The 21,954-nt window shown below is 70.1% G+C and carries 14 protein-coding genes and 1 pseudogene; 10 read left to right on the forward strand and 5 right to left on the reverse strand.

The window, feature by feature from the left end; all coding sequences use genetic code 11:
- Positions 1-57: 57 nt before the first annotated feature.
- The 3 genes from cobA to ACH34R_RS25375 are packed head-to-tail and all read left to right on the forward strand — an operon-like array spanning position 58 to position 4,963.
- Complete coding sequence (cobA, locus tag ACH34R_RS25365; protein ID WP_397564008.1) at positions 58-1,290, forward strand: uroporphyrinogen-III C-methyltransferase; 1,233 nt, start codon at positions 58-60, stop codon at positions 1,288-1,290.
- Entirely contained in the window at positions 1,287-3,296 is a 2,010-nt protein-coding gene (locus ACH34R_RS25370; protein ID WP_397564009.1) for an AAA family ATPase, read from the forward strand. The genes cobA and ACH34R_RS25370 overlap by 4 nt, the downstream gene beginning before the upstream one ends.
- Positions 3,293-4,963, forward strand: coding sequence for an ABC transporter (locus ACH34R_RS25375; RefSeq protein ID WP_397564010.1), 1,671 nt, complete (start codon positions 3,293-3,295; stop codon positions 4,961-4,963). Before ACH34R_RS25370 ends, ACH34R_RS25375 begins: the two co-directional genes overlap by 4 nt.
- 14 nt (positions 4,964-4,977) lie before the next feature.
- Here the strand turns inward: ACH34R_RS25375 and ACH34R_RS25380 are convergent, their stop codons facing one another.
- The gene (locus ACH34R_RS25380) at positions 4,978-6,633 is read right to left on the reverse strand and encodes a PQQ-binding-like beta-propeller repeat protein (RefSeq protein ID WP_397564011.1); all 1,656 of its coding nucleotides are present in this window, start codon (positions 6,631-6,633) and stop codon (positions 4,978-4,980) included.
- Positions 6,634-6,882: 249 nt separating this feature from the next.
- On the opposite strand from ACH34R_RS25380, the pseudogene ACH34R_RS25385 reads away from it, so the two are divergent.
- From ACH34R_RS25385 to ACH34R_RS25415, 7 genes and pseudogenes are all read left to right on the forward strand, one after another.
- Positions 6,883-7,182: pseudogene (locus tag ACH34R_RS25385) on the forward strand (single-stranded DNA-binding protein); the annotation flags it as partial.
- 1,418 nt (positions 7,183-8,600) lie between these two features.
- Positions 8,601-9,125: a hypothetical protein gene (locus ACH34R_RS25390; protein WP_397564012.1), complete on the forward strand. Its 525-nt coding sequence runs from the start codon at positions 8,601-8,603 to the stop codon at positions 9,123-9,125.
- 1,704 nt (positions 9,126-10,829) lie between these two features.
- Entirely contained in the window at positions 10,830-11,033 is a 204-nt protein-coding gene (locus ACH34R_RS25395; protein ID WP_397564013.1) for a hypothetical protein, read from the forward strand.
- Positions 11,034-11,303: 270 nt separating this feature from the next.
- Positions 11,304-11,708 carry a hypothetical protein gene (locus ACH34R_RS25400; protein WP_397564014.1) on the forward strand — a complete coding sequence of 135 codons (405 nt, stop codon included), beginning with the start codon at positions 11,304-11,306 and terminating at the stop codon, positions 11,706-11,708.
- Between the two features lie 1,097 nt (positions 11,709-12,805).
- Positions 12,806-14,206 (forward strand): GGDEF domain-containing protein, encoded by a 1,401-nt coding sequence (locus tag ACH34R_RS25405; RefSeq protein ID WP_397564015.1) that lies wholly within the window; start codon positions 12,806-12,808, stop codon positions 14,204-14,206.
- A gap of 65 nt (positions 14,207-14,271) precedes the next feature.
- A complete protein-coding gene (gene ettA, locus ACH34R_RS25410; RefSeq protein WP_397564016.1) occupies positions 14,272-15,936 on the forward strand; it encodes an energy-dependent translational throttle protein EttA in 1,665 nt (554 codons plus the stop codon).
- A gap of 505 nt (positions 15,937-16,441) precedes the next feature.
- On the forward strand, positions 16,442-17,713 hold the full coding sequence (locus ACH34R_RS25415) for an MFS transporter (protein WP_397564017.1): 1,272 nt from the start codon (positions 16,442-16,444) through the stop codon (positions 17,711-17,713).
- A 144-nt stretch (positions 17,714-17,857) separates the two neighbouring features.
- On the opposite strand, the gene ACH34R_RS25420 is transcribed toward ACH34R_RS25415, so the two are convergent.
- The 4 genes from ACH34R_RS25420 to ACH34R_RS25435 all read right to left on the reverse strand — a co-directional run bounded on the left by ACH34R_RS25420 (position 17,858) and on the right by ACH34R_RS25435 (position 21,656).
- Entirely contained in the window at positions 17,858-19,405 is a 1,548-nt protein-coding gene (locus tag ACH34R_RS25420; RefSeq protein ID WP_397564018.1) for a glycoside hydrolase family 13 protein, read from the reverse strand.
- A 28-nt stretch (positions 19,406-19,433) separates the two neighbouring features.
- Positions 19,434-19,856: a globin gene (locus ACH34R_RS25425; protein ID WP_397564019.1), complete on the reverse strand. Its 423-nt coding sequence runs from the start codon at positions 19,854-19,856 to the stop codon at positions 19,434-19,436.
- 45 nt (positions 19,857-19,901) lie between these two features.
- On the reverse strand, positions 19,902-20,810 hold the full coding sequence (locus ACH34R_RS25430) for a mechanosensitive ion channel family protein (protein WP_397564020.1): 909 nt from the start codon (positions 20,808-20,810) through the stop codon (positions 19,902-19,904).
- A 537-nt stretch (positions 20,811-21,347) separates the two neighbouring features.
- Complete coding sequence (locus ACH34R_RS25435) at positions 21,348-21,656, reverse strand: hypothetical protein (protein ID WP_397564021.1); 309 nt, start codon at positions 21,654-21,656, stop codon at positions 21,348-21,350.
- Positions 21,657-21,954: the final 298 nt, after the last annotated feature.

Raw genomic sequence — 21,954 nt, forward strand, 5'->3', positions numbered from 1 at the left:
TCAGCCGGTAGGTTTACCTCCTAACATGCAAGTCTCGCGAATGGGAGATCGGCCGCCATGTCCCCCTACCTGCTCGGTCTTCGCCTCTCCGGGCGGCGGGTGCTCGTCGTGGGCGGGGGCCGGGTCGCCCAGCGGCGCATTCCCGCCCTGATCGAGGCCGGCGCCGAGGTCACGCTGGTGTCCCCGAGCGTCACGCCGGCGCTGGACGACCTGATCGCCGCCGGGCGGGTGACCTGGCTGGCCAGGCCGTACGCGGTGGGCGACTGCGACGGCGCCTGGCTCGTGCACGCCTGCACCGACGACCGCCCGGTGAACACCGCCGTGGCGGCCGAGGCGGAGGCCAAACGCGTGTGGTGCGTCCGCGCCGACGACAGAGACGCCTCCGCCGCCTGGACTCCCGCCTCCGGCAGGGTCGGCGAGATCACCGTCGCGGTCACCGCCGGCGGCGACCCGCGCCGGGCCGCCGGCATCAGGGACGCGGTGACCGGGGCGCTGCGCGACGGCACGGTCGACGCCCGGCGCAGCCGTACCAAGCCCGTCGGCGTCGCGCTGGTCGGTGGCGGCCCCGGCGACCCGGGGCTCATCACCGTGCGCGGGCGGCAGCTCCTGTCCCAGGCCGACGTGGTGGTGGCCGACCGGCTCGCGCCCCGCGTGCTGCTCGACGAACTGCCTGCCGATGTGGAGCTGATCGACGCCGCCAAGATCCCCTACGGCCGGGCGCTGGCTCAGGAGAAGATCAACGAGCTGCTGGTCGAGCGCGCCCGCGCCGGGAAGTTCGTGGTCCGGCTCAAGGGCGGCGACCCGTTCGTCTTCGGCAGGGGCGGGGAGGAGATGCTGGCCTGCGCCCGCGCGGGCATCCCGGTGACCGTCGTCCCCGGCATCACCAGCGCCGTCGCGGTGCCCGGGGCCGCGGGCGTGCCGGTCACCCATCGGGGGGTCAGCCAGGAGTTTCACGTGATCTCCGTGCACGTCCCGCCGGGCGACCCGCGCTCCACGGTGGACTGGGCGGCGATGGCGAGGTCGGGCGGAACGCTGGTGCTGATGATGGCCGTCGAACGAATCCGCGACGTAGCCGACGCATTGCAACAAGAAGGACGTTCGCCGGAAACTCCCGTAATGGTGGTACAGGACGGTACTCTTCCGACGCAGCGCGCTCTTTTCGCCACACTGTCCACTGTGGCCGAGCGCGTGACCGCGGCTGGAATACGGCCGCCGGCGATCGTGCTCGTCGGCGATGTCGTGAAGGTCGGGCAGGAGGTCGAGATGGTTCGAGCGGAGCGGATTCCGTGAAGTCAGCAGCCAACAGGCCCCCCGGGCTCGGGGACTCCGCCGACGACGACTCCGGCGTGCCCGAGACGGCCGAGCCGGAGAACGTCGGCGAGCAGACCGTGTCCTTCCGGCCGATCCGCGACGACGAGCCGGACCCGGGAGCGCAGGGCGCCGAGACCGGCGATCCCGCCGAGGCCCCCGACGACGGTGCCGCCTCGGACGAGGCTGACGAGACCGGCGGGGCGGGCTCATGGGGCGACGTGTGGGCCGCCGCCTCCGGCGTCGATCCCGGCGGCCCAGCCGACCCCACCGGCCCCACCGGCCCCACCGGCTCCGAGAAGGAGATCCCGCTGCCCGACGAGGCGGCCGAAGTCCTCGCCGCGGCCCTCGGCTCCCTCAAGGAGACCATCGCCGGCCTGCGCTTCGGCGCGAACGCCCCGGGCGCGCAGGAGGCCGCCAAGGCGCGCGAGGAGATCATCGCCCAGCTCGACAACTACGTCGTGCCCCGGGTGCGGATGAGCACCGCCCCGGCCCTCGTGGTCGTCGCCGGGTCCACCGGCGCGGGCAAGTCCACCCTGGTCAACTCGCTGGCCGGGGCCAAGGTCAGCGCGACGGGCGTACGCCGTCCCACCACCGGCACCCCCGTGCTCGCCTGCCACCCCTACGACCGCGGCCGGTTCGACCAGGGCGGTCTGCTCGGCGGGCTCACCAGAGTCGAGGCCCCCGGCCCCGACACCGGCCCCGGCGACCTCGTCGTGGCCTCCAGCGAGCGGCTGCCGCAGGGCATCGCGCTGCTCGACAGCCCCGACATCGACTCCGTGCGGGAGACTCACCATGACGTGGCGCAGCGCATGCTGGACGCCGCCGACCTGTGGATCTTCGTCACCACCGCCGCCCGCTACGCCGACGCGCCCGCCTGGCGGCTGCTGCGGATGGCCAAGGAGCGTGGCGCACGGCTGGCCATCGTCCTTTCGCGGGTGCCCCCGCGGGCGCGCGAGGTCGTGGTCAAGCACTTCGTCCGGATGCTCACCGAGTACGGCCTGGGCGACGCCGACCGCTTCGTCATCAGCGAGTGCGCGGTCGAGGACGGACGGCTGCCGGAGACCGAGATCGCCGAGCTGCGGATGTGGCTGACCGGTCTGTCGGTGGACGAGGAGCGGCGCGAGCAGGCCGTGCGCGCCATGCTGGGCACCGTCCTGGACAGCTTCCGCACCCGCGTCCCGGCCCTCGCCCGCCACGTGGAGACCCAGGTCGCCTTCCGCGCCGGGCTGCGCGCCGACGTCGACGACGCCTACAGCGGCGCGCTCGCCGAGATCGACGAGGTCACCCGGAACGGCGCGCTGATGCGCGGCGAGGTCCTGGCCCGCTGGCAGGACTTCACCGGCTCCGGCGACCTGGTGCGCACGCTCAGCATGCGCAAGCCCGGCAGGTTCGGCGGCAAGGCCGCCCGGCAGGCCCCCGAACGGCAGCGCGCGCTGAAGTCCGCGCTGCGGGCCGGACTGGAGGCCGTGGTCATCTCTTCCGCGCAGCGCGCCGCGGAGGGCGTGGCCGGGCGCTGGGCCGTTCGCGGCCCGCACGGCGAACGGCTGGCCGCCACCCCCGGCCTCGGCGACGCCACCGACGATCTCGCGCGCCGCACCGGGCGGGCCATCACCGCCTGGCAGGACCACCTCGTCGCGATGATCCGCAAGGAGGGCGTGACGAAGCGGACGGTCGCCAAGACCACCTCCTTCGACGAGGAGTCGCTCGGCCTGGTCTTCACCGTGGGCTTACTCGGGTACGGCATGCCCGAGATCGAGGGCGGTCCCGGCCCGATGCCGCAGCGGCTGCTGCGTGCCCTGCTCGGCGCCGAGTCGCTGCGCAACATCAGCGTCAAGGCCCGCAACGACCTGCGGGCGAGGATCAACACATTGTTCGACGAGGAGACGCTGCGCTACGCCAGGGCACTGGACGGCGCGGGCATCCCCGACGAGACCGCCGCGTCACGTTTGTACCAGGCGACGTACAACCTTGAGGCCGCACGATGAGCACTGCTACCACCGGCACACCCTCGATCCCCGCGGGCGGCGGACGCGCCAGGCCCGGCCTCGGCTCCCGCCTGGCCGCCCTGTCCCGCCTGGTCGAACTCGGCGCGGGCACGGTCGATCCCGGACTGCTCGAAGACGCGACGCAGGTCCTGCTGCGCGCGGGCGACCGGCTGAAGCTGTCCTCCGAGCACACCGTGGTCGCGCTCGCGGGCGGCACCGGCAGCGGCAAGTCCTCGCTGTTCAACTCCGTCTCGGGGCTCGAACTGTCGCCCATCGGCGTACGCCGGCCCACCACGGCCCGCACCCACGCGTGCGTGTGGGGCCTGGAAGGCGCCGGCCCGCTGCTGGACTGGCTGCAGATCGAGTGGCGGCACCGCTTCGCCCGGGCCAGCGCGCTGGACAAGGGCGACGGGCACCTGCACGGCCTGATCCTGCTCGACCTGCCCGACCACGACTCCATCCGCGCGCTCACCGACCACGAGGCCGACCGGCTCATCGGCGTCGCCGACCTGGTGGTGTGGGTGCTCGACCCGCAGAAGTACGCGGACGCCTCCACCCACCTGCGCTACATCGCCGAACTGTCCGGCCACGACGCGGTCACCGTCTACGCGCTCAACCACGCCGACCGGCTGACCCCGGAAGAGCTGACCGAGTGCGTCGCCGACCTCACCCGGCTGCTGGAGAAGGAAGGCGTCAACAACCCCCGCGTGGTCGCCACCTCCGCGGTGGTCCCGCGCGGCTCGGAAGACCTCAAGGCCGTGCTCGCCGACACCGTCTCCCGGCGCAGGGCCGCGATCCAGCGCCTGGAGGCCGACGTCGAGCGGGTCACGCGCGCCATGAACGAGCTTTTGCCGGAGAGCGACCCGGCCGCGAGCCCGGCCACGGTCGACGCCGCCCGCCGGGTGGGGCTGACCGACGCGCTGTGCGACGCCATCGGCGTCCCGGCCATCGGCGAGGCCATGGAGAACGTCTACGCGGCCCGCTCGGCGACCTGGGTCGGCTGGCCGTACGCCCGCTGGGCCGCCCGGCTGCAGGGCGACCCGCTCAAGAACCTCCGGCTGGGCGAGCTGCGCGCCGAGATCGGCGGCGTGCCGGGCGGCGAGGTTAGCGCCCAGCCCGCCGAGGTGGACAACGCCGTCCAGGCACTGGCCGACGGGCTGTCGGCGGGCATGCACGAGTCGTGGCGCAGCCGCGTACGACAGGCCGCGCGCTCGCACGTGCGGGACATCCCGCGCGCGATGGCCGACGAACTCTCCCTCATCGCCCCGCGCCTGGACCGCGTCCCCGGCTCCTGGCGGCTGCTGCAACTGTGGCAGTGGCTGCTGGTCGTGATCTTCGTCGCGGGCCTGGCCTGGTGCGGTGCGAGCCTCGCGTACGGCGAGCTGGGCGCGGGCGCGCCCCCGTCCGCCCTCGGCGCCCTGTCCGATGCGAGCACCCTCCCATGGGTCGGCCTGATCATGGTCTCCGCCCTCGGCCTCGGCGTCCTGTCCGCCGTGGCCGCCCGCAACTTCGTGGTCCTGGCCGCGGGCAAGGAACGCGAACACGTCGAACGCGAGATGCGCCGCCGCGTCGCCGCCCTGTCGGAAAGCCTGGTCATCGCCCCGGTGGAACACGAGCTGCGCCGCCACCACGACTTCTACGAGGCCCTTCGCAGCCTTGAACCATAGCTGTCGTACGGGTGTCAGCGGGGGCCGAAGGCCATGAAGACCGCGCCGTACGGGTTCGGGTAGGTGGGCAGGGGCCAGGGGCCGTAGCCGGACTGGACGTACAGCATGCCGTGCGCGACCACGACCCCGCCGGCCGCGGCGATCTGCCCGCCGCGGCCGGTCAGCCCGTTCACCCCCTGGACGACCTGCATCGTGTCGTACGCCCACAGCACCTCGCCGGTCTCCGCCGAGTAGGCGCGGATCTTGCCGTCCGTGCTGCCCTCCCACACCAGTCCGGGGGTGCTGGAGACGGCCGGGGTGTGACCGAGCCGGCAGATGTCCGGGTACTGCGCCGCGCCGCCGGTGGTGCAGCCGTCGGCCGGGTTGGGCGTCCTCCACAGCAGGCGGCCGGTGGCCGGGTCGAGGGCGAACAGCGTGCCCGGTTCGGCCATGTTGGTGGCCACGTAGAGCCGTTCGCCGTCATGGCTGGAGCCCCAGGGAATCCCGCTCGCTCCCCCGGGCCGTGGGACGGCGAGCGCCCGCTGCCACACGATCCGCCCGGTGCGCGCGTCCAGCACGTGATACACGCCGGACTTCTGGCCGATCCCGACCAGGGCACGCCCACCGGCTCTGAACAGGTTGGGCGCGGCCCCGAGGTCGAAGTCGAGGGCGGTGCCGTCGGGCAGGTTGGGGCAGTATCCGGGGTCTCCCGGCGCGGGATAGAGGCATTCGAGGCGCCAGGTGTCCACGTCGGTCATCTTGCGGGTCCAGCGGGGGCGTCCGGTGTCGGCGTCGATGGCCAGCACGGAGTCGTAGTGTCCGGCGCTGCCGGTGTAGTTCTGGCCGGTGCCGACGTAGACCGTGCGGGTGGCCGGGTCGATGGCGGGACTGCTCCACACGCCGCCGCCCGAAGGGGCGTAGCGGGTCCTGCCGTTCGGCCAGGTGCCGACCTTGACCGGCTCGGGGGTGGTGTAGAACCGCCACACCTGCTCGCCGGTGTCGGCGTCCAGGGCGTTGAGGTGGCCGCGGAACCGGCAGCAGTCGTGGTCCTTGCCCAAGGTGAACTCCCCGCTGGCGACGCCCACGTAGACCCGATCTCCGTGGACCAGGGGGGAACTGGTCACCTCGGCCGACAGCGTGTCATCCAGCCTCCGGGACCAGGCGAGCCTGCCGGTGCGCTGGTCCAGGGCGTAGAAGTAGCCGCGGGTGTCGCCGAAGAAGACCTTGCCCCTGGCGACGGCGGGGCCGTCTTGCACCTTGACCTCTCCCTGGCCGACCGTGGCCAGGTCGAACTCCCACTTGGGGGCGCCGGTCGCGGCGTCCTTCGCGTACATCTTGCCTTCGGGGGAGCCGAAGTAGACGGTGTCACCGACGACGGCGGGCTGGCTGCGCGGGTTGCCCGCGGCCGTCGGGTAGGTGAAGGCCCATTTGAGTTCCAGGCCGGCGACGTTGCGGGGGGTGATGTCGCGCTCGGCCGCGTTGTGCCGCAGGCCCCACGGGCTCTGCTGCCACATCGGCCAGTCCCCGCGGCCCGGCGTGCCTGCCGTGGAGGTTCCGGCCATGGAGGTTCCTGCCCTGGGGGTGGCGATGGCGGGGGTGCCGCTCATGGTGCCGGTCACCGCTAGGCACAGCGTGATCATCGCCGCGGCCGACGCCACCGCCAGTCGAGGAAGCCGTCTACGGGTCGTCATTGACCTCTCCTCGTCCGCTTCGGTATGCGCCTGATTAGGTCTCCCTTGCGAACAGTCACCAACCATCGCCTAGGGTGACGATTCCCTATCGGTTTCCCCTTGGGGTCGGCCCGAACAGTTATCCACAAGCGGGCGGCGTGGGGTCTGTTCATCCACAGAACGGCATTCGGCCGCTCCTCGCCCAAGCCGTCTGGGCCACCGTGGTTGCCGTAGGGCGGGCATGAGGCCCGCCATCCAGGAGGCATCCTCATGAATGACATTCAGGTCACCATCAACGGCCACGTGGTCGCGGCCCCACGCCTGTACACCTTCTCCGACGGTTCCCGGGTGACCTCACTGCGCGTCTGCACCACCAGCCGCTACTTCGACAAACGCACCTCCGAGTGGCGCGACGGCGAAAAGATCTTCTTCGCCGTCCGCTGCCGGCGCGCCCTCGCCGACAACGTCGCCCAGTCCATCCGCATGGGCCAGCCGGTCGTCGTCCAGGGCCGCCTGCGCATCCGCGAGTTCGGCCCCGAGGGCGAGCGCCGCTTCATGGCCGAGGTCGAGGCCACCTCACTAGGCCACGACCTCCGCTGGGGCATCGGCACCTTCAGCAAACCCCCTCGCCTCGGCCCCGCCCCAACCCTCGACCCCGAGGCCCGCGACTCCCTCAACCGCACCCCCCAAGACCGGACCTTCACCACCGTCCCCCCCAACCCCCTCTCTTCACCCCCTTCCACCACCCCCTCCACTTCGCCTGCCCCCCTTCCCAACCCACCAACAGCGCACTCACCCAACACCACCACCCCATCCCCACCACCAACACCGCCATCACCAGCGGTATCCTCTCCTCCCCCGACCCCCACCCCTTCGCCTCCGCCGCCACTAAATCCGCCGCCTATCGCCGCCTCGTCCCCGTCACCGATATCGACGCCGCCACCCCCGACCGTCTCTCTGTCTTCATCGGCCCCCTCTCCGTCGGCTGTGCCGCCCCCCAACCCACCAACAGCACAGTCACCCAACACCACCGTCTCCTCCCCACCACCACCACTACCGACACCGTCGTCAGCAGCGGTCTCCTGTGCCGCCTCGGCCCTCGCCCCTTCGGCTGCGTCGCTGCTCAGTCCGCCGCCTATCGCCGCCTCGTCCCCGTCACCGATAGCGACGCCGCCGCCCCCATCTGTCTCTCTGTTTTCATCGGCCTCCTCTTCTTCGGCTGTGCCGCCCGCCAATCCGCCGTCATCGCAGTCACCCAGCACCACCGTCTCCTCCCCGCCACCACTACCGACACCGCTGTCAGCAGCGGTCTCCTGTGCCTCCTCGGCCCTCGCCCCTTCGGCTGCGTCGCTGCTCAGTCCGCCGCCTATCGCCGCCCCGCCCCTGCCACCAATAGCGACACCGTCGTCAGCAGCGGTCTCCTCTGCCTCGTCGGGCCTCGCCTCTTCGGCTGCGTCGCTGCTCAGTCCGCCGCCTATCGCCGCCTCGTCCCCGCCGCCGATATCGACACCGCTGTCCCCGACCGTCTCTCTGTCTTCATCGGCCTCCTCTCCTTCGGCTGTGTCGCCACCCAGTCCGTCGTCATCGCCCTCACCCAGCGTCGCCGCCTACCCGCCGCCAATACCGACAGCGCCGTCAGCGTCCGTCGCCTACTCTTCTCCGCCCCCTTCCGCCGCGCCCTCCACTTCGGCGGTGCACCCCCTCAACCCACCGCCAATGACGACACCGCCGTCCCCCTTCGTCTCCCCGCCTTCATCAACCCCCTCCACCTCGACGCCCCTCAACCCCCCTCCCACTGCGGCGGCTTTCCCCTCACCGCTGCCGCCAACGGCTCCTGGCCCGTCGCCGCGGCCAGCGTCGGTGTCATCGCTCCCTGGTCCGCCTCCTGCGCCGTCCGGGGTGGGGCCTGAGTCGGCCTCGGCCTCGGCTGTTGCCGATCCGCCCCCCACGCCGCTGCCGAGGGCTTCGGTGCCGGTTGCTGACCCGTTGTGGCCGTCGACACCGGGTTCATCGGCCGCTGGTTCGGCTTCTGTGCCGCTGGCGGCGGGTTCAGCCCCGGATTCGGCTGTTGTCGATCCGCTTCCCGTGCCGCTGCCGACAGGTACGGTGCCGGGCAGATTGGCTCCTGTCTCGTTTTCGCAGCCGACATCGGTTCCATCGGCTGCCGGCTCGGCGCCGCCGCCACTGGCGGCGGGTTCAGCCCCCAATTCGATGCCTGGCCCGGCAGCACCCCGCCCCGTGTCATCACTGACGTCGGTCTCATCTGGCGCTGGCTCGCCCCCTACGTGGCCAGCGATGGAACCAGCGGCTCCTGGTTCACTGCCACCGTCTGGGTCGGATTCATCGGTCGTCAGCCCATTCCGCTCGTCACTGCCAGCGGATTCGGTCTCGGCCACGGCCCTGTCCGACCCGTTGTCAGCTTCCGGGGCGGCTCCACCGGCCGCCCATCCGGGACCTTCTCCAGCGCCGATGGGATCTGCCGCTGGTGCGGCGCTCGCCCCAGGAAGCCTTGATCCGCGTTCAGCATCAGCGTCGGCGTCGGCGTCGGCGTCGGCGGCTGATCGGGTACCAGATCTGGCTGTCCCCGACCCGCTAACGGCTCCGGTGTCGTCGCTCGCCGACTCCTTGCGTTCCGCGATGTCGATGGGATCGGCTGCCGGTTCGGCGTCGGCCCCCGGGGGCGATGATCTCCCTTCGGAGGGATCGGTGCCCGCAGGATCGGTGGGCGGTTCAGCGCCGGATGTAACTGTGACGGGGGCGGCATCGGCTCCGGGGTCGGGGACGGCCTCTGATGGCCGCCCGGCGGCAGGGCCTGGCCGCCCGGGACCGTCCTCAGCGTCGGTGGGATCGGCTGCTGGCTCGGCGTCGGCCCCGGCTGGAGCTGAACTGCCCTCAGCTTCGCCATCGCATCCTGGTAGCACTGCCCCCGCGTCAGCGGATGCCGGATCGCAGCTCTCGTTGGACTCGATACCGCAGGCCGATGGCTCGGCACGATCGTCGATCTCGGCGGAGCCGGCCGTCGGGTCTGTATCACCCCCTGGGGCGTCTGACCCGGTAGGCACCGCCAAGGCGGCGACTACGCGGTCGAAGGCCAGCGCAACGGATCAGCCGGCCTCAGGTACGACACGGCCGCGCCGCCGTACGACCAAGGCCACGCGCGCTGCCTCGACCACTACGTCCGCAACCCGCAAGGCCGCCGCCGAGGAGGTAGCGGCTGCCTGACCACACGGGCGGCCGGTCCTCATCAGCCTCCGTGGCGATCTTCCCGACTGGGGACCGGCCTTCTCGACCGGGAACGGACCAACCCGTACAGAGCTATTGATTTCCATGTCCAGCTTCACCACGTCCCATCAGGTGCCGGAACCAGCGCCACACCAATAAGGCGATCCGGGAAGCGAAGTGCTTAAGCGGACACGCGGTCAAGGAGGTGGCAATATCGGCTTCCCATCTCATTCTGCCCATGCCTCCTGCTGCCGGTGCATGGCTCTCGATCAAGGTCGCCCTTCATGTCCGCGTATGCGCACTGTGGTGTGGCTTCTGGTGACTGGTGTGCGGCGATCTGCCCGTATGGGCGGTTTGTTCGGGAGTCAATGCCAATATCACGCATCTACGGGACTAGTCGCAGCACAGAAGGGAGGTGCGATCGAGGTGCTGGTGTCCACGTGAGGCTTCCGCCTGCGGGTGTTCGGCGCGATGATCGCCTCTGATCGGGTGGTTAGGTGCAATCCGAGGGTTTTGAGGGGGATTTTGGGGTCACCTCCGCCGAGAACGCCTATATTCGCTGGAAATCATTTCGAATGGGCACTACTGGATTTTGTGGCCCGTAGGGAAAAGTGTCGCCTCTTCGGCGCTTTGCGATATCGCCTGCTACGGCTCGGTTTTTGATAACAATGTATGAGGCTATGGAGCGTATCTATGCTCGATCATCCGGCTTATGTATGTCGGTAGCATCAAGGCGGTACGAGAAACGGCTGCGGATTAGCATTATGGGCGGCGACATGCCGCCATTAAACCAGGCGAAGATCGGCCGTTTCTGTGCCTGGGCACCTTCGGGTGGCGCCCGGCTCTGCTCCGAGGCTTGGACGTCGGTGACGTTCCGGTCCTGTCCCGCAGGGGCGACTGGAGGCCAGGTGCGACCCGGGAGCAGTCCCGGATCGGTCGCGCCACCATGGTGGCTGCTCGGCGGCGCGCCGTAGGCGTGGACAAGGAGGATGAGCGTGACCCGACAGGTGCTGGCCGACTGGATGACCATCGTGTTAGGGATCGTGATCGTCTTCCTTGCGGTGATCACCGCGCTGGGGTTCAGGCGCAAGGAGGGCGGGACCGGTTGGCGCTTCACCTGGTGGGCATGGGTGACCGCGGTCGGGAACGTCGCCTTCGGCGTGCTTCTCGTCGCTGTCCGCTTCTGGGGAGGCGGATAGGCGGAGCGATCGGCCGTGACTCGGTCCGGCTCGCGAAGGACATGCCGATCCGGCAAGGCCACGCGTCCCACTCCGCAGGAGGACACACCGTCGGCCGTTGGTGAGGCTCATGCACCTGGCGTGCGCGCTGATGCGTGTTGGCGGGGCCGACGTGCCGCAGCGCGGTAAGTGACTCGGGTGCCATAGGTCTCATGCAGTTCTTGGTTGGGTGCAATAGGGGGTGGGGACGCCTGAGGTGCCCCGGGGTCTCATCGGGCCCCGACCGGTGGCATGGACGGTGACGTGGCAGGTCTTGGTGATCCCCGCCGCGAGGTTGCGTCCACGGAAGTGGTGTACGAGTTTGACCAGGTCACAAGCGCGGCGGCACGACATGAAGTCGGCCATCGCGTGATCCTTCGAATGCTCACATCAAGATCGAAGGAGAACGACGATGGCCGCAGACAGCAGTGTGCCCACCCGCAGTGGCTCGCGCAGCAACTACAGACCGATGACCCCGACATGTTGCGCTCCATGGTGAAGACCATGGCCGAGGCGTTGATGTCGGCCGACGCCGACGGCCTGTGCGGCCTGCGGCCCGTTCCGGGGGAGGCGCTGGCGCTGCTGCCAGCCCGTTCCCGGTGGGGTGGGGGAGGGGCACCCGGTTCACCGAGCTGTCGATCCGCCGTGCAGCGATAGCGAGCGGTCCTCTTCAGCGGGGGCTGGGTCCGGCCCGATTCTGACGATGGCCCGCGCGGTGCCCGGCGATGGGGGAGGTCGTCCGGTTCAGGTGGGGCCAGTGCGGTCTTGATGGTGTGACTGCCAACGAGGGGGCCCTCAGTCACGGGAAGGTGGAGGGCGACGGGGCTGATGGGACCTGCTTGTGGCTGAGGCTCGGTTCCGTCGGAGGCCCGCATGCGCGGTGCTTGCGGTGGGGGAGTCGTGATGTCGCCGAGGGTGGGGAAGGGCGGGGTGTGGTTCTGGCGCAGTGGGGTCAGCGAGGTCGTTGAGAGAACGTGATGCGCGCCGAGGTGGGCTGAGGCCGGGGGGACGGCTGAGCTCAGCTTCTGTGGTGGCCGGCGAGTGCCCTTGGCGATGGCGTGGTGTCGTCGAAGGTAGTGGCTGGCCCAGGGGCGGGGGTTGAGGCTGTGGGAGGGATCGGGATTCGGCTGTGGCGGTGGTGGCGCGGTAGTTGCTGGGGTGTCGGTCGGGCTCGATGTCAGTCCATGCGGTACTGGATGGTGTGGTGTGGTGGGGCGGTGGTGGCTGTCTCGGGGTGGGGTTGTGGGAGGGGTGGGGGTTGGGTTGTGGCGGTGGTTGCTGGTGATGTTGCTGGGGGTGTGGGGTGGGCTTGATGTCAGTCCGTGCGGTCCTGGTGATGGCGGGGGTGGGGTGTTGCCAGGGGGCGAGAGCGGGCGTGGTCATGCTTTGGCTCTGCGCGTGGTGGGTGAGGGGGGTGTCTTGCCCCGGTGGCTACTGTGGGCGTCTGCCCCATGCCTGCCTACGGCCGCCGGGTGGGCCTCGCCTTGGCGTCAGGGGGCCCGGTCGGGGCGGTACTTCGGCTTCGGGAGCGGCGTCTGGTTTGAAAGTGGCGGCTGTGCCGAGATTTGATTGACCCGTTTTTTCGCTCGTCAGCGGCCCCCTTCCAGAGAAGTGCTCGACGAACGTGTCTGTTTGCCTCGCGCATCGCACACTCCGCAATTAGTGTGTTACACATCGTGAGTCAGGGAAGGGGGAATGACGTGGCGACGACACGTCATGTCTCGGCAAAGGCTCGTGACGGCGGTGTCTCGGCGTTGGCCGACCGATGGCCTCTGCTCGGGCAGCGATGGCCGCTGGTCGTCTACCTGTGCGGGATCGTAGTCCTGCATGTGGCCGGGACCGCCTTCTTCGGGTCCGAGACCATCATCCGATGGGTCGATGTGGCGACCTTCGCCGCGTTGATGGCCTGTGGGGCCGTCTGCATCGAGGCCAGCAGACGGCTCGGGATGCCCGCCGGCGTGTCCCGGGACCTTCTGTCGGCATGGTGGTTACCGGTCGCACTGCTCCTCCCGCCGTTCTACGCGTTGCTCGCGCCCATCCCGCTGCAGATTCTGCTGCAGACGCGAGTCCGCCAGACGGTGATCTACCGGCGGGTGTGCAGCAGCGCGGCGATCGGCCTGGCAGGGCTGACGGCGTCGCTCGTGTTCCACGGCAACGTCGAGGAGTTGTCGGAGTTGCGCGCGGCCGCGCCGGCGGCGCTCGGGATGGCCGTGGTGTCCGCGCTGCTGTTCACCGTGATCAACACGGCGTTGATCGCGGTCGCCGCCCACCTCGCCGATCCCGACATGGGGTGGCGCGCGGTGCTGTGGAACAGGGAGAGCCTGCTGCTCGACGGCGTGGAGCTGTGCCTTGGCGTGCTGGTCGGCCTGGCCTGTGGGCTCAATGTGGCGTTGCTCGTGCTGACGCTTCCGCCGGTGGTGCTGCTCCAGCGCAGCCTGCTGCACGCCCAGTTGCAGGCGGCGGCCCGTACCGACCCCAAGACCGGACTGCTCAACGCCGCCACCTGGCAGCGGGAGGCCGACACGGAGATCGTCCGCGCCCGCCGTACCGGCGACACGCTGGGGCTGCTCATCATCGACATCGACCACTTCAAGCGGGTCAACGACCAGTACGGCCACCTGGTGGGCGACCAGGTGCTGATCGAGGTGGCGGCCGTGCTGCGCGGGCAGTTGCGCGAGTACGACGTCGTGGGGCGGTTCGGCGGCGAGGAGTTCGTGGTCCTGCTGCCCGGAGCCGACACGGCGGAGGCGCGGCGCGTCGCCGAGCGGCTGCGGCTGCGGATCGGTTGCATGGCCGTGCCGACAGACCATGAGGTGATCACGGTGACCGTGTCGGTCGGTGTGGCGATCAGCAATGTGCACGGCGACGATCTGCTCGACCTTCTGGCCGCCGCCGACCTGGCCCTTTACCGGGCTAAAGAGCTGGGCCGCAACCGCACCTGCCTGCCCGCCGCGCCACTGGCCGCTTCCTCCGCCCCGGCCGCGGCCCCGATCGGCGAGCTGCCAGGCGACGTGATGGACGACCCCGTGGGGGATCTGAGCGGGGAACTGGTGGGCGAGTTGGTCGGTGAGGCGGCGGCCGAGCAGGCGGAGCAGGGCCCCTGTGCCGACGCCGCTGACGGCGACGGCAACGCCGTACGGGGCGAGACCTCTTGACGTGGGCCCCGCATGGCGAACTCTGAGGAGTTTTCCGTTTGCCATCCGCCACTAAGCTGGGTGGCATGCCTGAGTACATCTACACGTTGCAGCGCGTGCGCAAGGCGCACGGCGACAAGGTTGTCCTCGATGACGTCACGCTGCAGTTCCTGCCAGGCGCGAAGATCGGTGTGCTGGGTCCGAACGGCACGGGCAAGTCGACGCTGCTGAAGATGATGGCGGGCCTCGAACAGCCGTCCAACGGCGAGGCACGGCTGATGCCCGGTTTCACGGTCGGACTGTTGCAGCAGGAGCCGTCGCTCAACGAGTCGAAGACGGTGCTCGGCAATGTCGAGGAAGGCGTCGCCGAGACCAAGGCGGTCCTCGAGCGTTACAACGAGATCGCCAAGGAGATGGAGACCGACTACAGCGACGCGCTGCTGGCGGAGATGGGCAAGCTGCAGGAGCAGCTCGACCACCGCAACGCGTGGGATCTCGACAGCCAGCTCGAACAGGCGATGGACGCCTTGCGCTGTCCGCCGCCCGACGCCGAGGTGTCCAAGCTCTCCGGTGGTGAGCGCAGGCGTGTCGCACTGTGCAAGCTGTTGCTGGAGGCTCCCGACCTGCTTCTGCTCGACGAGCCGACCAACCACCTCGACGCCGAGAGCGTGCAGTGGCTGGAGCAGCATCTGGAGAAGTACGCGGGCACCGTGCTGGCCGTGACCCACGACCGCTACTTCCTGGACAACGTCGCGACATGGATCTTGGAGCTCGACCGGGGGCGCTGCCACCCGTACGAGGGCAACTACTCCACTTACCTGGAGAAGAAGACGGCCCGGCTGCGGGTCGAGGGGCAGAAGGACGTCAAGCGGAAGAAGCGTCTGGAGGATGAGCTGGAGTGGGTCCGCTCCAACCCCAAGGCCCGCCAGACCAAGAGCAAGGCTCGTCTGCAGCGGTATGAGGAGATGGCGGCCGAGGCCGACAAGTACCGCAAGCTCGACTTCGAGGAGATCCAGATCCCGCCGGGGCCGCGACTCGGCACAACGGTGATCCAGGCGCAGAAGCTCACCAAGGGCTTCGGCGAGCGGCTGCTCATCGAGGATCTTTCGTTCAGCCTGCCGCGCAACGGCATCGTTGGTGTGATCGGCCCGAACGGCGTCGGCAAGACCACGCTGTTCCGCATGATCACCGGGAACGACAAGCCGAGCGACGGCTCGATCATCGTCGGCGAGACGGTGCAGATCTCGTACGTCGACCAGAACAGGGCGGGCATCGACCCGGGTAAGAACGTCTGGGAGGTCGTCTCCGACGGTCTCGACCACATCAAGGTCGGGCATGTGGAGATGCCGTCCAGGGCGTACATCGCGGCCTTCGGGTTCAAGGGGCCGGACCAGCAGAAGCCGGCCGGGGTGCTGTCCGGCGGCGAGCGCAACCGGCTCAACCTGGCGCTGACCCTCAAGCAGGGCGGCAACGTGCTGCTGCTGGACGAGCCGACGAACGACCTTGACACCGAGACCCTTTCCAGCCTGGAGAACGCGCTGCTCGACTTCCCGGGCTGTGCGGTGATCACCTCGCACGACCGGTGGTTCCTCGACCGCATCGCGACGCACATCCTGGCTTGGGAAGAGGGCTCGAACTGGTTCTGGTTCGAGGGCAACTTCGCCGACTACGAGAAGAACAAGATCGACCGCCTGGGCGCCGACGCCGCCCGCCCGCACCGGGTCACCTACCGCCAGCTCCGCCGCGACTGACCTCCTGGTTCCCAGGGCCTCGCGCGGTAGAGGCCAGGGGGTGCGGCGGTCGGCTGTTCCACGGGCTGGTGGCCCGGGGATGGCTACTCCTGCCCTTGGCCGGTCGGGCCTGAGGCGGAAGTGGCCGTAGGTGACGCACCAGCATGGTCATGCCGCCGAACGGCTGGACGCAGGCAGCTCAAGAGCCGTCCGGGTGCTGCCTCCAGCAGGTGTGTGGCGACCATGGATGGTGTGAGCCGCTGGGCGATGCTGCGCGGGCGCATTGGCTACCTCGCGCTGGGTGCGTACACGGATGGGTGTTGCTTGTCCGTGTTGTGGTGGCCGTGGCAGATCGGCCCCCGGTTGTGCGGTCGGCGGGACGGAACTCCGCTGTGCGCTGGTAGACGGCGGCTGGGGCTTTGCCAGGGCGAGAAAAATGGCTAAATGTCCGCATTGTGGTTAAGGCGGCGGTTTAAGGAGGGGGCTGCCGGTAGTCATCGGAGGCGGGCGGGTGACCATTGCTCATGTGAGTAATGGGCGACGGCGGTGGTGGATCCTGGCGCTTGGCGTCAACGCGCACACGCTGACCACGGTCGGGATGTTCGGGTTACCGGTGCTGCTTCCGGCCATCCGTGATGAGCTGGGTGTCTCGCTGGTGGTCGCGGGCGTGCTGACCAGTGCGCCGAGTCTGGGGGCGATGGCGAGCCTCATCCTGTGGGGGATGCTCGCCGACCGCCGAGGTGAGCGGCTCGTGCTCGGCAGTGGGGTGGCGGTGTGCGCGGTACTGCTGGCGGTGGCGGCCGTCGTGGAACAGCCGGTCGTACTCGGGGTCGTGCTCGCGCTGATGGGCGCGGCCGGGGCGGCGGCCATCGTCGGTGGGGGCCGGATCGTGCTGCGGTGGTTCCCGGCCGGGCAGCGGGGGATCGCGATGGGGCTGCGGCAGGTCTCGTTCATGCTGGGGATGGGGCTCGCCGCGTTCGTCCTGCCGCCGATCGCCCGCGCCCACGGGCTCGGCGGCGCACTGCTCGCCTGCGCGGCGGCCACGCTGGTCGCCGCGATCCTCGCGGCGTTGTTCGTGGCCGATCCACCCCTTGACCTGCCCGCCGGTACGCCCGGCCGGGCTCCGTCCGCCGCCTCGCCGTATCGGAAGCCGGAGTTGTGGCGGGTACACGCGACCAGTGCGCTGATCGTCATCCCGCAGTTCGTGGTGAGCACGTATGGGGTGAGCGCCTTGGTGGACGCGCATGCCTGGGACGACGTGGACGCCGGCCGGGTGTTCGGGGCGGCGGCCTTGGCGGGGGCGGCGGCACGGCTGGCCGCCGGGTACTGGTCCGACCGCACCGGGCGGCGGATGGGGCCGCTGCGGACGATCGTGGTGGCCACGACGGTTGTGATGGGTGTGCTCGCGGTGGCCGAGCTGGTCAGCCCGTGGGCGGGCGTCGCCGCGCTGGCGCTGGCCGCGGTGGTCACGGTCAGCGGCAACGGCCTGGCCTACCTGGGGGCCGGGGAACTGGCCGGTCCGCACTGGGCGGGGCGGGTCCTCGGCGCGCACAACACCGTGCAGAACGTCGTGACCTTCGGGGGCGTCCCCGTGCTCGGCATGGTGATCGGCGCGTCCGGCTACTGGGCCGGGTTCGCCGTCGGCGCGGTGTGCGCCCTCGCCGCCGTGCCCCTGGTCCCCGTCGCGGCCGAACGGCGCGCGGCGAGAGCCGCCCGGGCCGGCGCGGTGCCGGAGCCGACAGCGACACCGCTGTGTCGGACGGCGGGGCCCGGCCCGTCAGGGAGCTGTTCGGGGTAAGGGGTCGGCGTGGCACGGGGGCGGATGGGCACGCTGTGGTGTCGCTGGCAGGGTCTCGCGGCTGGGGCTAAGGCGGTGCGGGGGTCGATGGGCATGCCGTGGTGTCCGGGGCTCTGCCTGCCACGGGCTGCTCAGGGGGCGAGATCAGTGGGGTGGCGGCGGTGAGAGCCAGGCTGCCGTGTCGGGGGGCAGGGCTTCGCCTGGCAGGGGGCCGCTTGCGATCAGGAGACTGTGGTGTGGGGGCAGCGGGACGGCCCGGTCGCCGCAGTTGAGTACGCAGGTCAGGGGGCCGCGGGTGAACATGAGCACGTCCGCCGGGGCGTCCAGCCAGATGATCTCGGTGGGTAGTGAGCCGCGCAGTTCGCGGCGCAGGGCGATGGCCGCGCGGTGGAACTCCAGCGTGGAGCCCGGATCGCCTTCCTGGCGTCGTACGCTCAGCTCCGCCCACTCGGCGGGCTGGGGCAACCACGGCCGGACGCCCTCCGGCGCGAAGCCGTACGGCTCGGTCGTGCCGGACCACGGCAGCGGCACCCGGCAGCCGTCGCGCCCCTTGATCTCGCCCCCGGTCCTGGTGAAGACCGGGTCCTGGCGGACCTCGTCGGGAAGGTCCAGGATCTCCGGGAGGCCGAGTTCGTCGCCCTGGTAGAGGTACGCCGAGCCGGGCAGGGCCAGCGTGGTCAGCATGGCCGCACGAGCGCGGGGGAGACCCGCCCCAGGGTCGGTCTCGTCGTACCTGGTGCGGTGGCGTACGACGTCGTGGTTGGACAGCACCCACGTCGGCGCGGGGACGATGCGCAGTGTGTCGTCGATCACCTTGCGCAGCGCGGTGGCCGACCAGGGCGCCAGCAGCCAGGGGAAGTTGAAGGTCTGGTGGAGCTCGTCCGGCCGTACGTAACGGGCCAGGTCGGTCACGGAGTCGGTCCAGACCTCGCCTACGGCGACCCGGTCGCCGCGGTAGGAGTCGAGCACCTTGCGCCACTCCCGGTAGACCTCGTGCACCTCAGGGCGGCCCCAGATCGGGGACTCGGCCTTGAACCCCTGCTCGTCCGGGGGCGCGTCGGGCAGGCCGGCGGCCTTGAACAGGCCGTTGGCGACGTCGATGCGGAAGCCGTCCACGCCCCGGTCGAGCCAGAACCGCAGCACGTCCAGGAACTCGGCGGGGACGTCAGGGTCACGCCAGTTGAAGTCGGGCTGCTCGGGCGCGAACAGGTGCAGGTACCACTCTCCGCCGGGAAGCCGGCTCCACGCGGGCCCGCCGAAGGTCGACCGCCAGTTGTTCGGGGGCGCGTCGCCGGAGCCGGTGGCGAACAGGTAGCGGTCGCGCTCGGGGCTGCCGGGCGGCGCGTCCAGGGCCCGCCGGAACCAGGGGTGCTCGGCCGAACTGTGATTGGGCACGATGTCGACGATCACCCGCAGCCCGCGCTCGTGCGCGTCGGAGACGAGCGCGTCGAAGTCGGCGAGATCGCCGAAGAGCGGATCGACGCCCCGGTAGTCGGCGACGTCGTAGCCGCCGTCGGCCATCGGGGAGGGGTAGAAGGGGGTCAGCCAGATCGCGTCCACGCCGAGCCCGGCGAGGTAACCGAGCCGGGAGCGGACTCCCGCGAGATCGCCGACGCCGTCTCCGGAGGCGTCGGCGAAGCTGCGGACATAGATCTCGTACACGATGGCGTCACGCCACCAGGGGAAGGCCATGATTGCGAATTGCCCACTTCGGCCGGCGCTATGCCCCTGGACGCGGGGAGACGCCCCCTTCGGGGGCGTTCACCAGACTGTGCGCCGCATAGACGAGATAGTCCCAAAGCCGGGTGGCGAGGTCTTTCGGCAGATCCAGCGACTCCACCGCGTCGTGCATGTGCCGCAGCCACGCGTCGCGCTCGGCCAGGCCGATGACGAACGGCACGTGCCGCATCCGCAGCCGGGGGTGGCCTCTTTGCCGGCTGTAGGTGTTGGGCCCGCCCCAGTACTGGACCAGGAACATCCGCAGCCGCTCTTCGGCGCCGGTGAGGTCTTCCTCCGGGTACAGCGGGCGCAGCAGCGGATCTTCCGCCACACCCTCGTAGAAGCGGTGCACCAGGCGGTGGAAGGTCTCCTCGCCACCCACCGCCTCGTAGAAGCTCACCGACTCCTCGACGTTGCCTGACATGCCATCCAGCCTAGGTCACCGGGCGGGCTGGTCCGGCCGGGCGGTTCAGGACGAGACCGTCGAGAGCGGGATGGACTCGCGGTCCAGCGCGGCCTTGACCCGCACCCGCAGCTCGCGGGCGACGGCGGCCTGACCGGTGGGGATGGTCTTGGCGCTGATCCGGAAGAGCACTGCCGTCTCCGAGATCTGCTCGATGCCGAAGACCTGGGGCTCCTCGACGATCACCCGGTCGCGGTAGTCGGGGTCGTCCCACAGCTCGGCGGCCACCTGGGTGAGGATTTCGCGTACGGCCGGGATGTCGGCGTCGTAGGCCACCGGCACGTCGAAGGAGGCGCGCGACCAGCCCTGCGACTCGTTGCCGATCCGGGTGATCGTGCCGTTGCGGATGTACCAGACCCGGCCGTCCACGTCGCGCAGCCGGGTGACCCGCAGGGTGACGGCCTCGACGGTGCCCACGGCGGGGCCGGCGTCGATCACGTCGCCCACGCCGTATTGGTCCTCAAGGAGCATGAACATGCCCGCGATGAAGTCCTTCACCAGCTCCTGGGCGCCGAAGCCGACCGCGACGCCGAGGATGCCGACGCTGGTCAGCAGCGGGGCGAGCTGCACACCGAACTGGGAGAGGATCATCAGCACCGCGGTGCCGATGATCACGATGTTGGCGATGTGGCTGAGCACGGAGCCGAGCGTGTCGGCGCGCTGTTTCCTGCGCTCGTTGAGCAGGACCGAGGCCTCGTCGGCCGCGCTCCCGGCGCGCTGGCGCAGCCGTTCGGGGATCACGCCGAGGGCCGCCCGGCGGGCCGCCCGCATGATCAGCCGCCGGACCAGGTTGCGCAGCAGCAGGGCGGCGACCAGGGTCACGACGATGATGACGAGCCAGGCGGCCAGCGGGGCGAGGTTGGCCGGGAGGAAGCTCTCGAACACCGGGCACAGCACGCCGCCTGTTTCACCCATGCAGACCCGCTCAACGGCGCCGGCGACATCTTGTATCGAGGGCACGGCCGGGTCGGTCGGTTTCATGATGGCGAGCAGAGACACGTACGGGATCCTCCGGATCGGTTCGGCCGGCATTGGGGGAAGACTCCTCCATAGTGCCGACCGAACCGGCCGCCGTCACATCACGCCGGGGAAGACGGGGCCGTCCGGTCCCGGCCGAGTACGGCGGGCCGGGCGGCTCCGGTGACGAACGGCTCGGCAGGGACGCGCACCCGGAAGCACGTCCCGTACCGTTTTCCGGGAAAAACTCCCCGGAACCCTCCAGAACATGCTGGAGGGTGCTTTTGTCCTAATTCTTGGGCATAATGGCTATTGGGGATAATTCATGGGATTTCGGATGAATAATCCTTTTGGTGTGCGGAGCCGGCGGGATCCCTGCCCCCCGCGGCCTTCCGGTCGCGGGCGCTCCGCACCGGTCAGCCCGCCGGCTCCAGGAGCCGCAGCAGGCGCGGCGACGGACGGCGGTGGCTCCGCTCCACCGCCCCGTCGCCGCGGTCAGTCGCCCACCGCGGCGAGCACCCTGGCGACCTTCGTCGCCGCCCCCGCCGGATCGTCGGCCCGGTGCATCTTCTCGCCCCAGGACCACCAGTAGTACCAGTCGCGATGCTCGGGAACGGGCACCTGCCTGCAGGTCACGTTCTCCGCGAGGCTGGTCGCGTCCGGGTTGATCACCCGTACGAACGCCCGGCCCTTAGGAGTCCGTACCACTCGGGCGAGCAGTCCACGGGCGTCCAGTTCCGCTACCAACCGCTCCAGACGCCCGGAGTCGTCCTCCCCCACCTCGCGTCCCTCCTCCTGTGTCACTTGCGGGGGCAACGATGTGGCGTGTCTTCCCTAGGCGCCCATCGTGGCCGTTTGAAGTTCCGGTTGGCCCAACATGACTCAGTACGCCGACGCGGTCAACGAGGCTTCCGTCCCTCTCTGTAGAGCGGATCTCACAAGTGGGTTGAAAGAAACCGCTCGGAGAGGGACGATCCTTAGCCGTCACCCTTTGGGAGGACGTTTTCAAGCACTCATTAGTAGTCCATCATTCTCATAGGCGCGGTGTGCAACCTGTGGACTACGCGGCGTCAGCGAGTGAGGACGGTCACGGTAACGGTCC

The sequence above is a fragment of the Spongiactinospora sp. 9N601 genome (assembly GCF_044326295.1).
Taxonomy (GTDB): Bacteria; Actinomycetota; Actinomycetes; order Streptosporangiales; family Streptosporangiaceae; genus Spongiactinospora; species Spongiactinospora gelatinilytica.

Excerpts from the sequence above, each read along its gene's own strand:
- ACH34R_RS25425 (WP_397564019.1), bottom strand. The coding sequence starts at position 19,856 with ATGTCAGGCAACGTCGAGGAGTCGGTGAGCTTCTACGAGGCGGTGGGT.
- cobA (WP_397564008.1), top strand. The coding sequence starts at position 58 with ATGTCCCCCTACCTGCTCGGTCTTCGCCTCTCCGGGCGGCGGGTGCTC.
- ACH34R_RS25375 (WP_397564010.1), top strand. The coding sequence starts at position 3,293 with ATGAGCACTGCTACCACCGGCACACCCTCGATCCCCGCGGGCGGCGGA.
- ettA (WP_397564016.1), top strand. The coding sequence starts at position 14,272 with ATGCCTGAGTACATCTACACGTTGCAGCGCGTGCGCAAGGCGCACGGC.
- ACH34R_RS25400 (WP_397564014.1), top strand. The coding sequence starts at position 11,304 with ATGGACGGTGACGTGGCAGGTCTTGGTGATCCCCGCCGCGAGGTTGCG.
- ACH34R_RS25380 (WP_397564011.1), bottom strand. The coding sequence starts at position 6,633 with ATGACGACCCGTAGACGGCTTCCTCGACTGGCGGTGGCGTCGGCCGCG.
- ACH34R_RS25430 (WP_397564020.1), bottom strand. The coding sequence starts at position 20,810 with ATGGGTGAAACAGGCGGCGTGCTGTGCCCGGTGTTCGAGAGCTTCCTC.
- ACH34R_RS25420 (WP_397564018.1), bottom strand. The coding sequence starts at position 19,405 with ATGGCCTTCCCCTGGTGGCGTGACGCCATCGTGTACGAGATCTATGTC.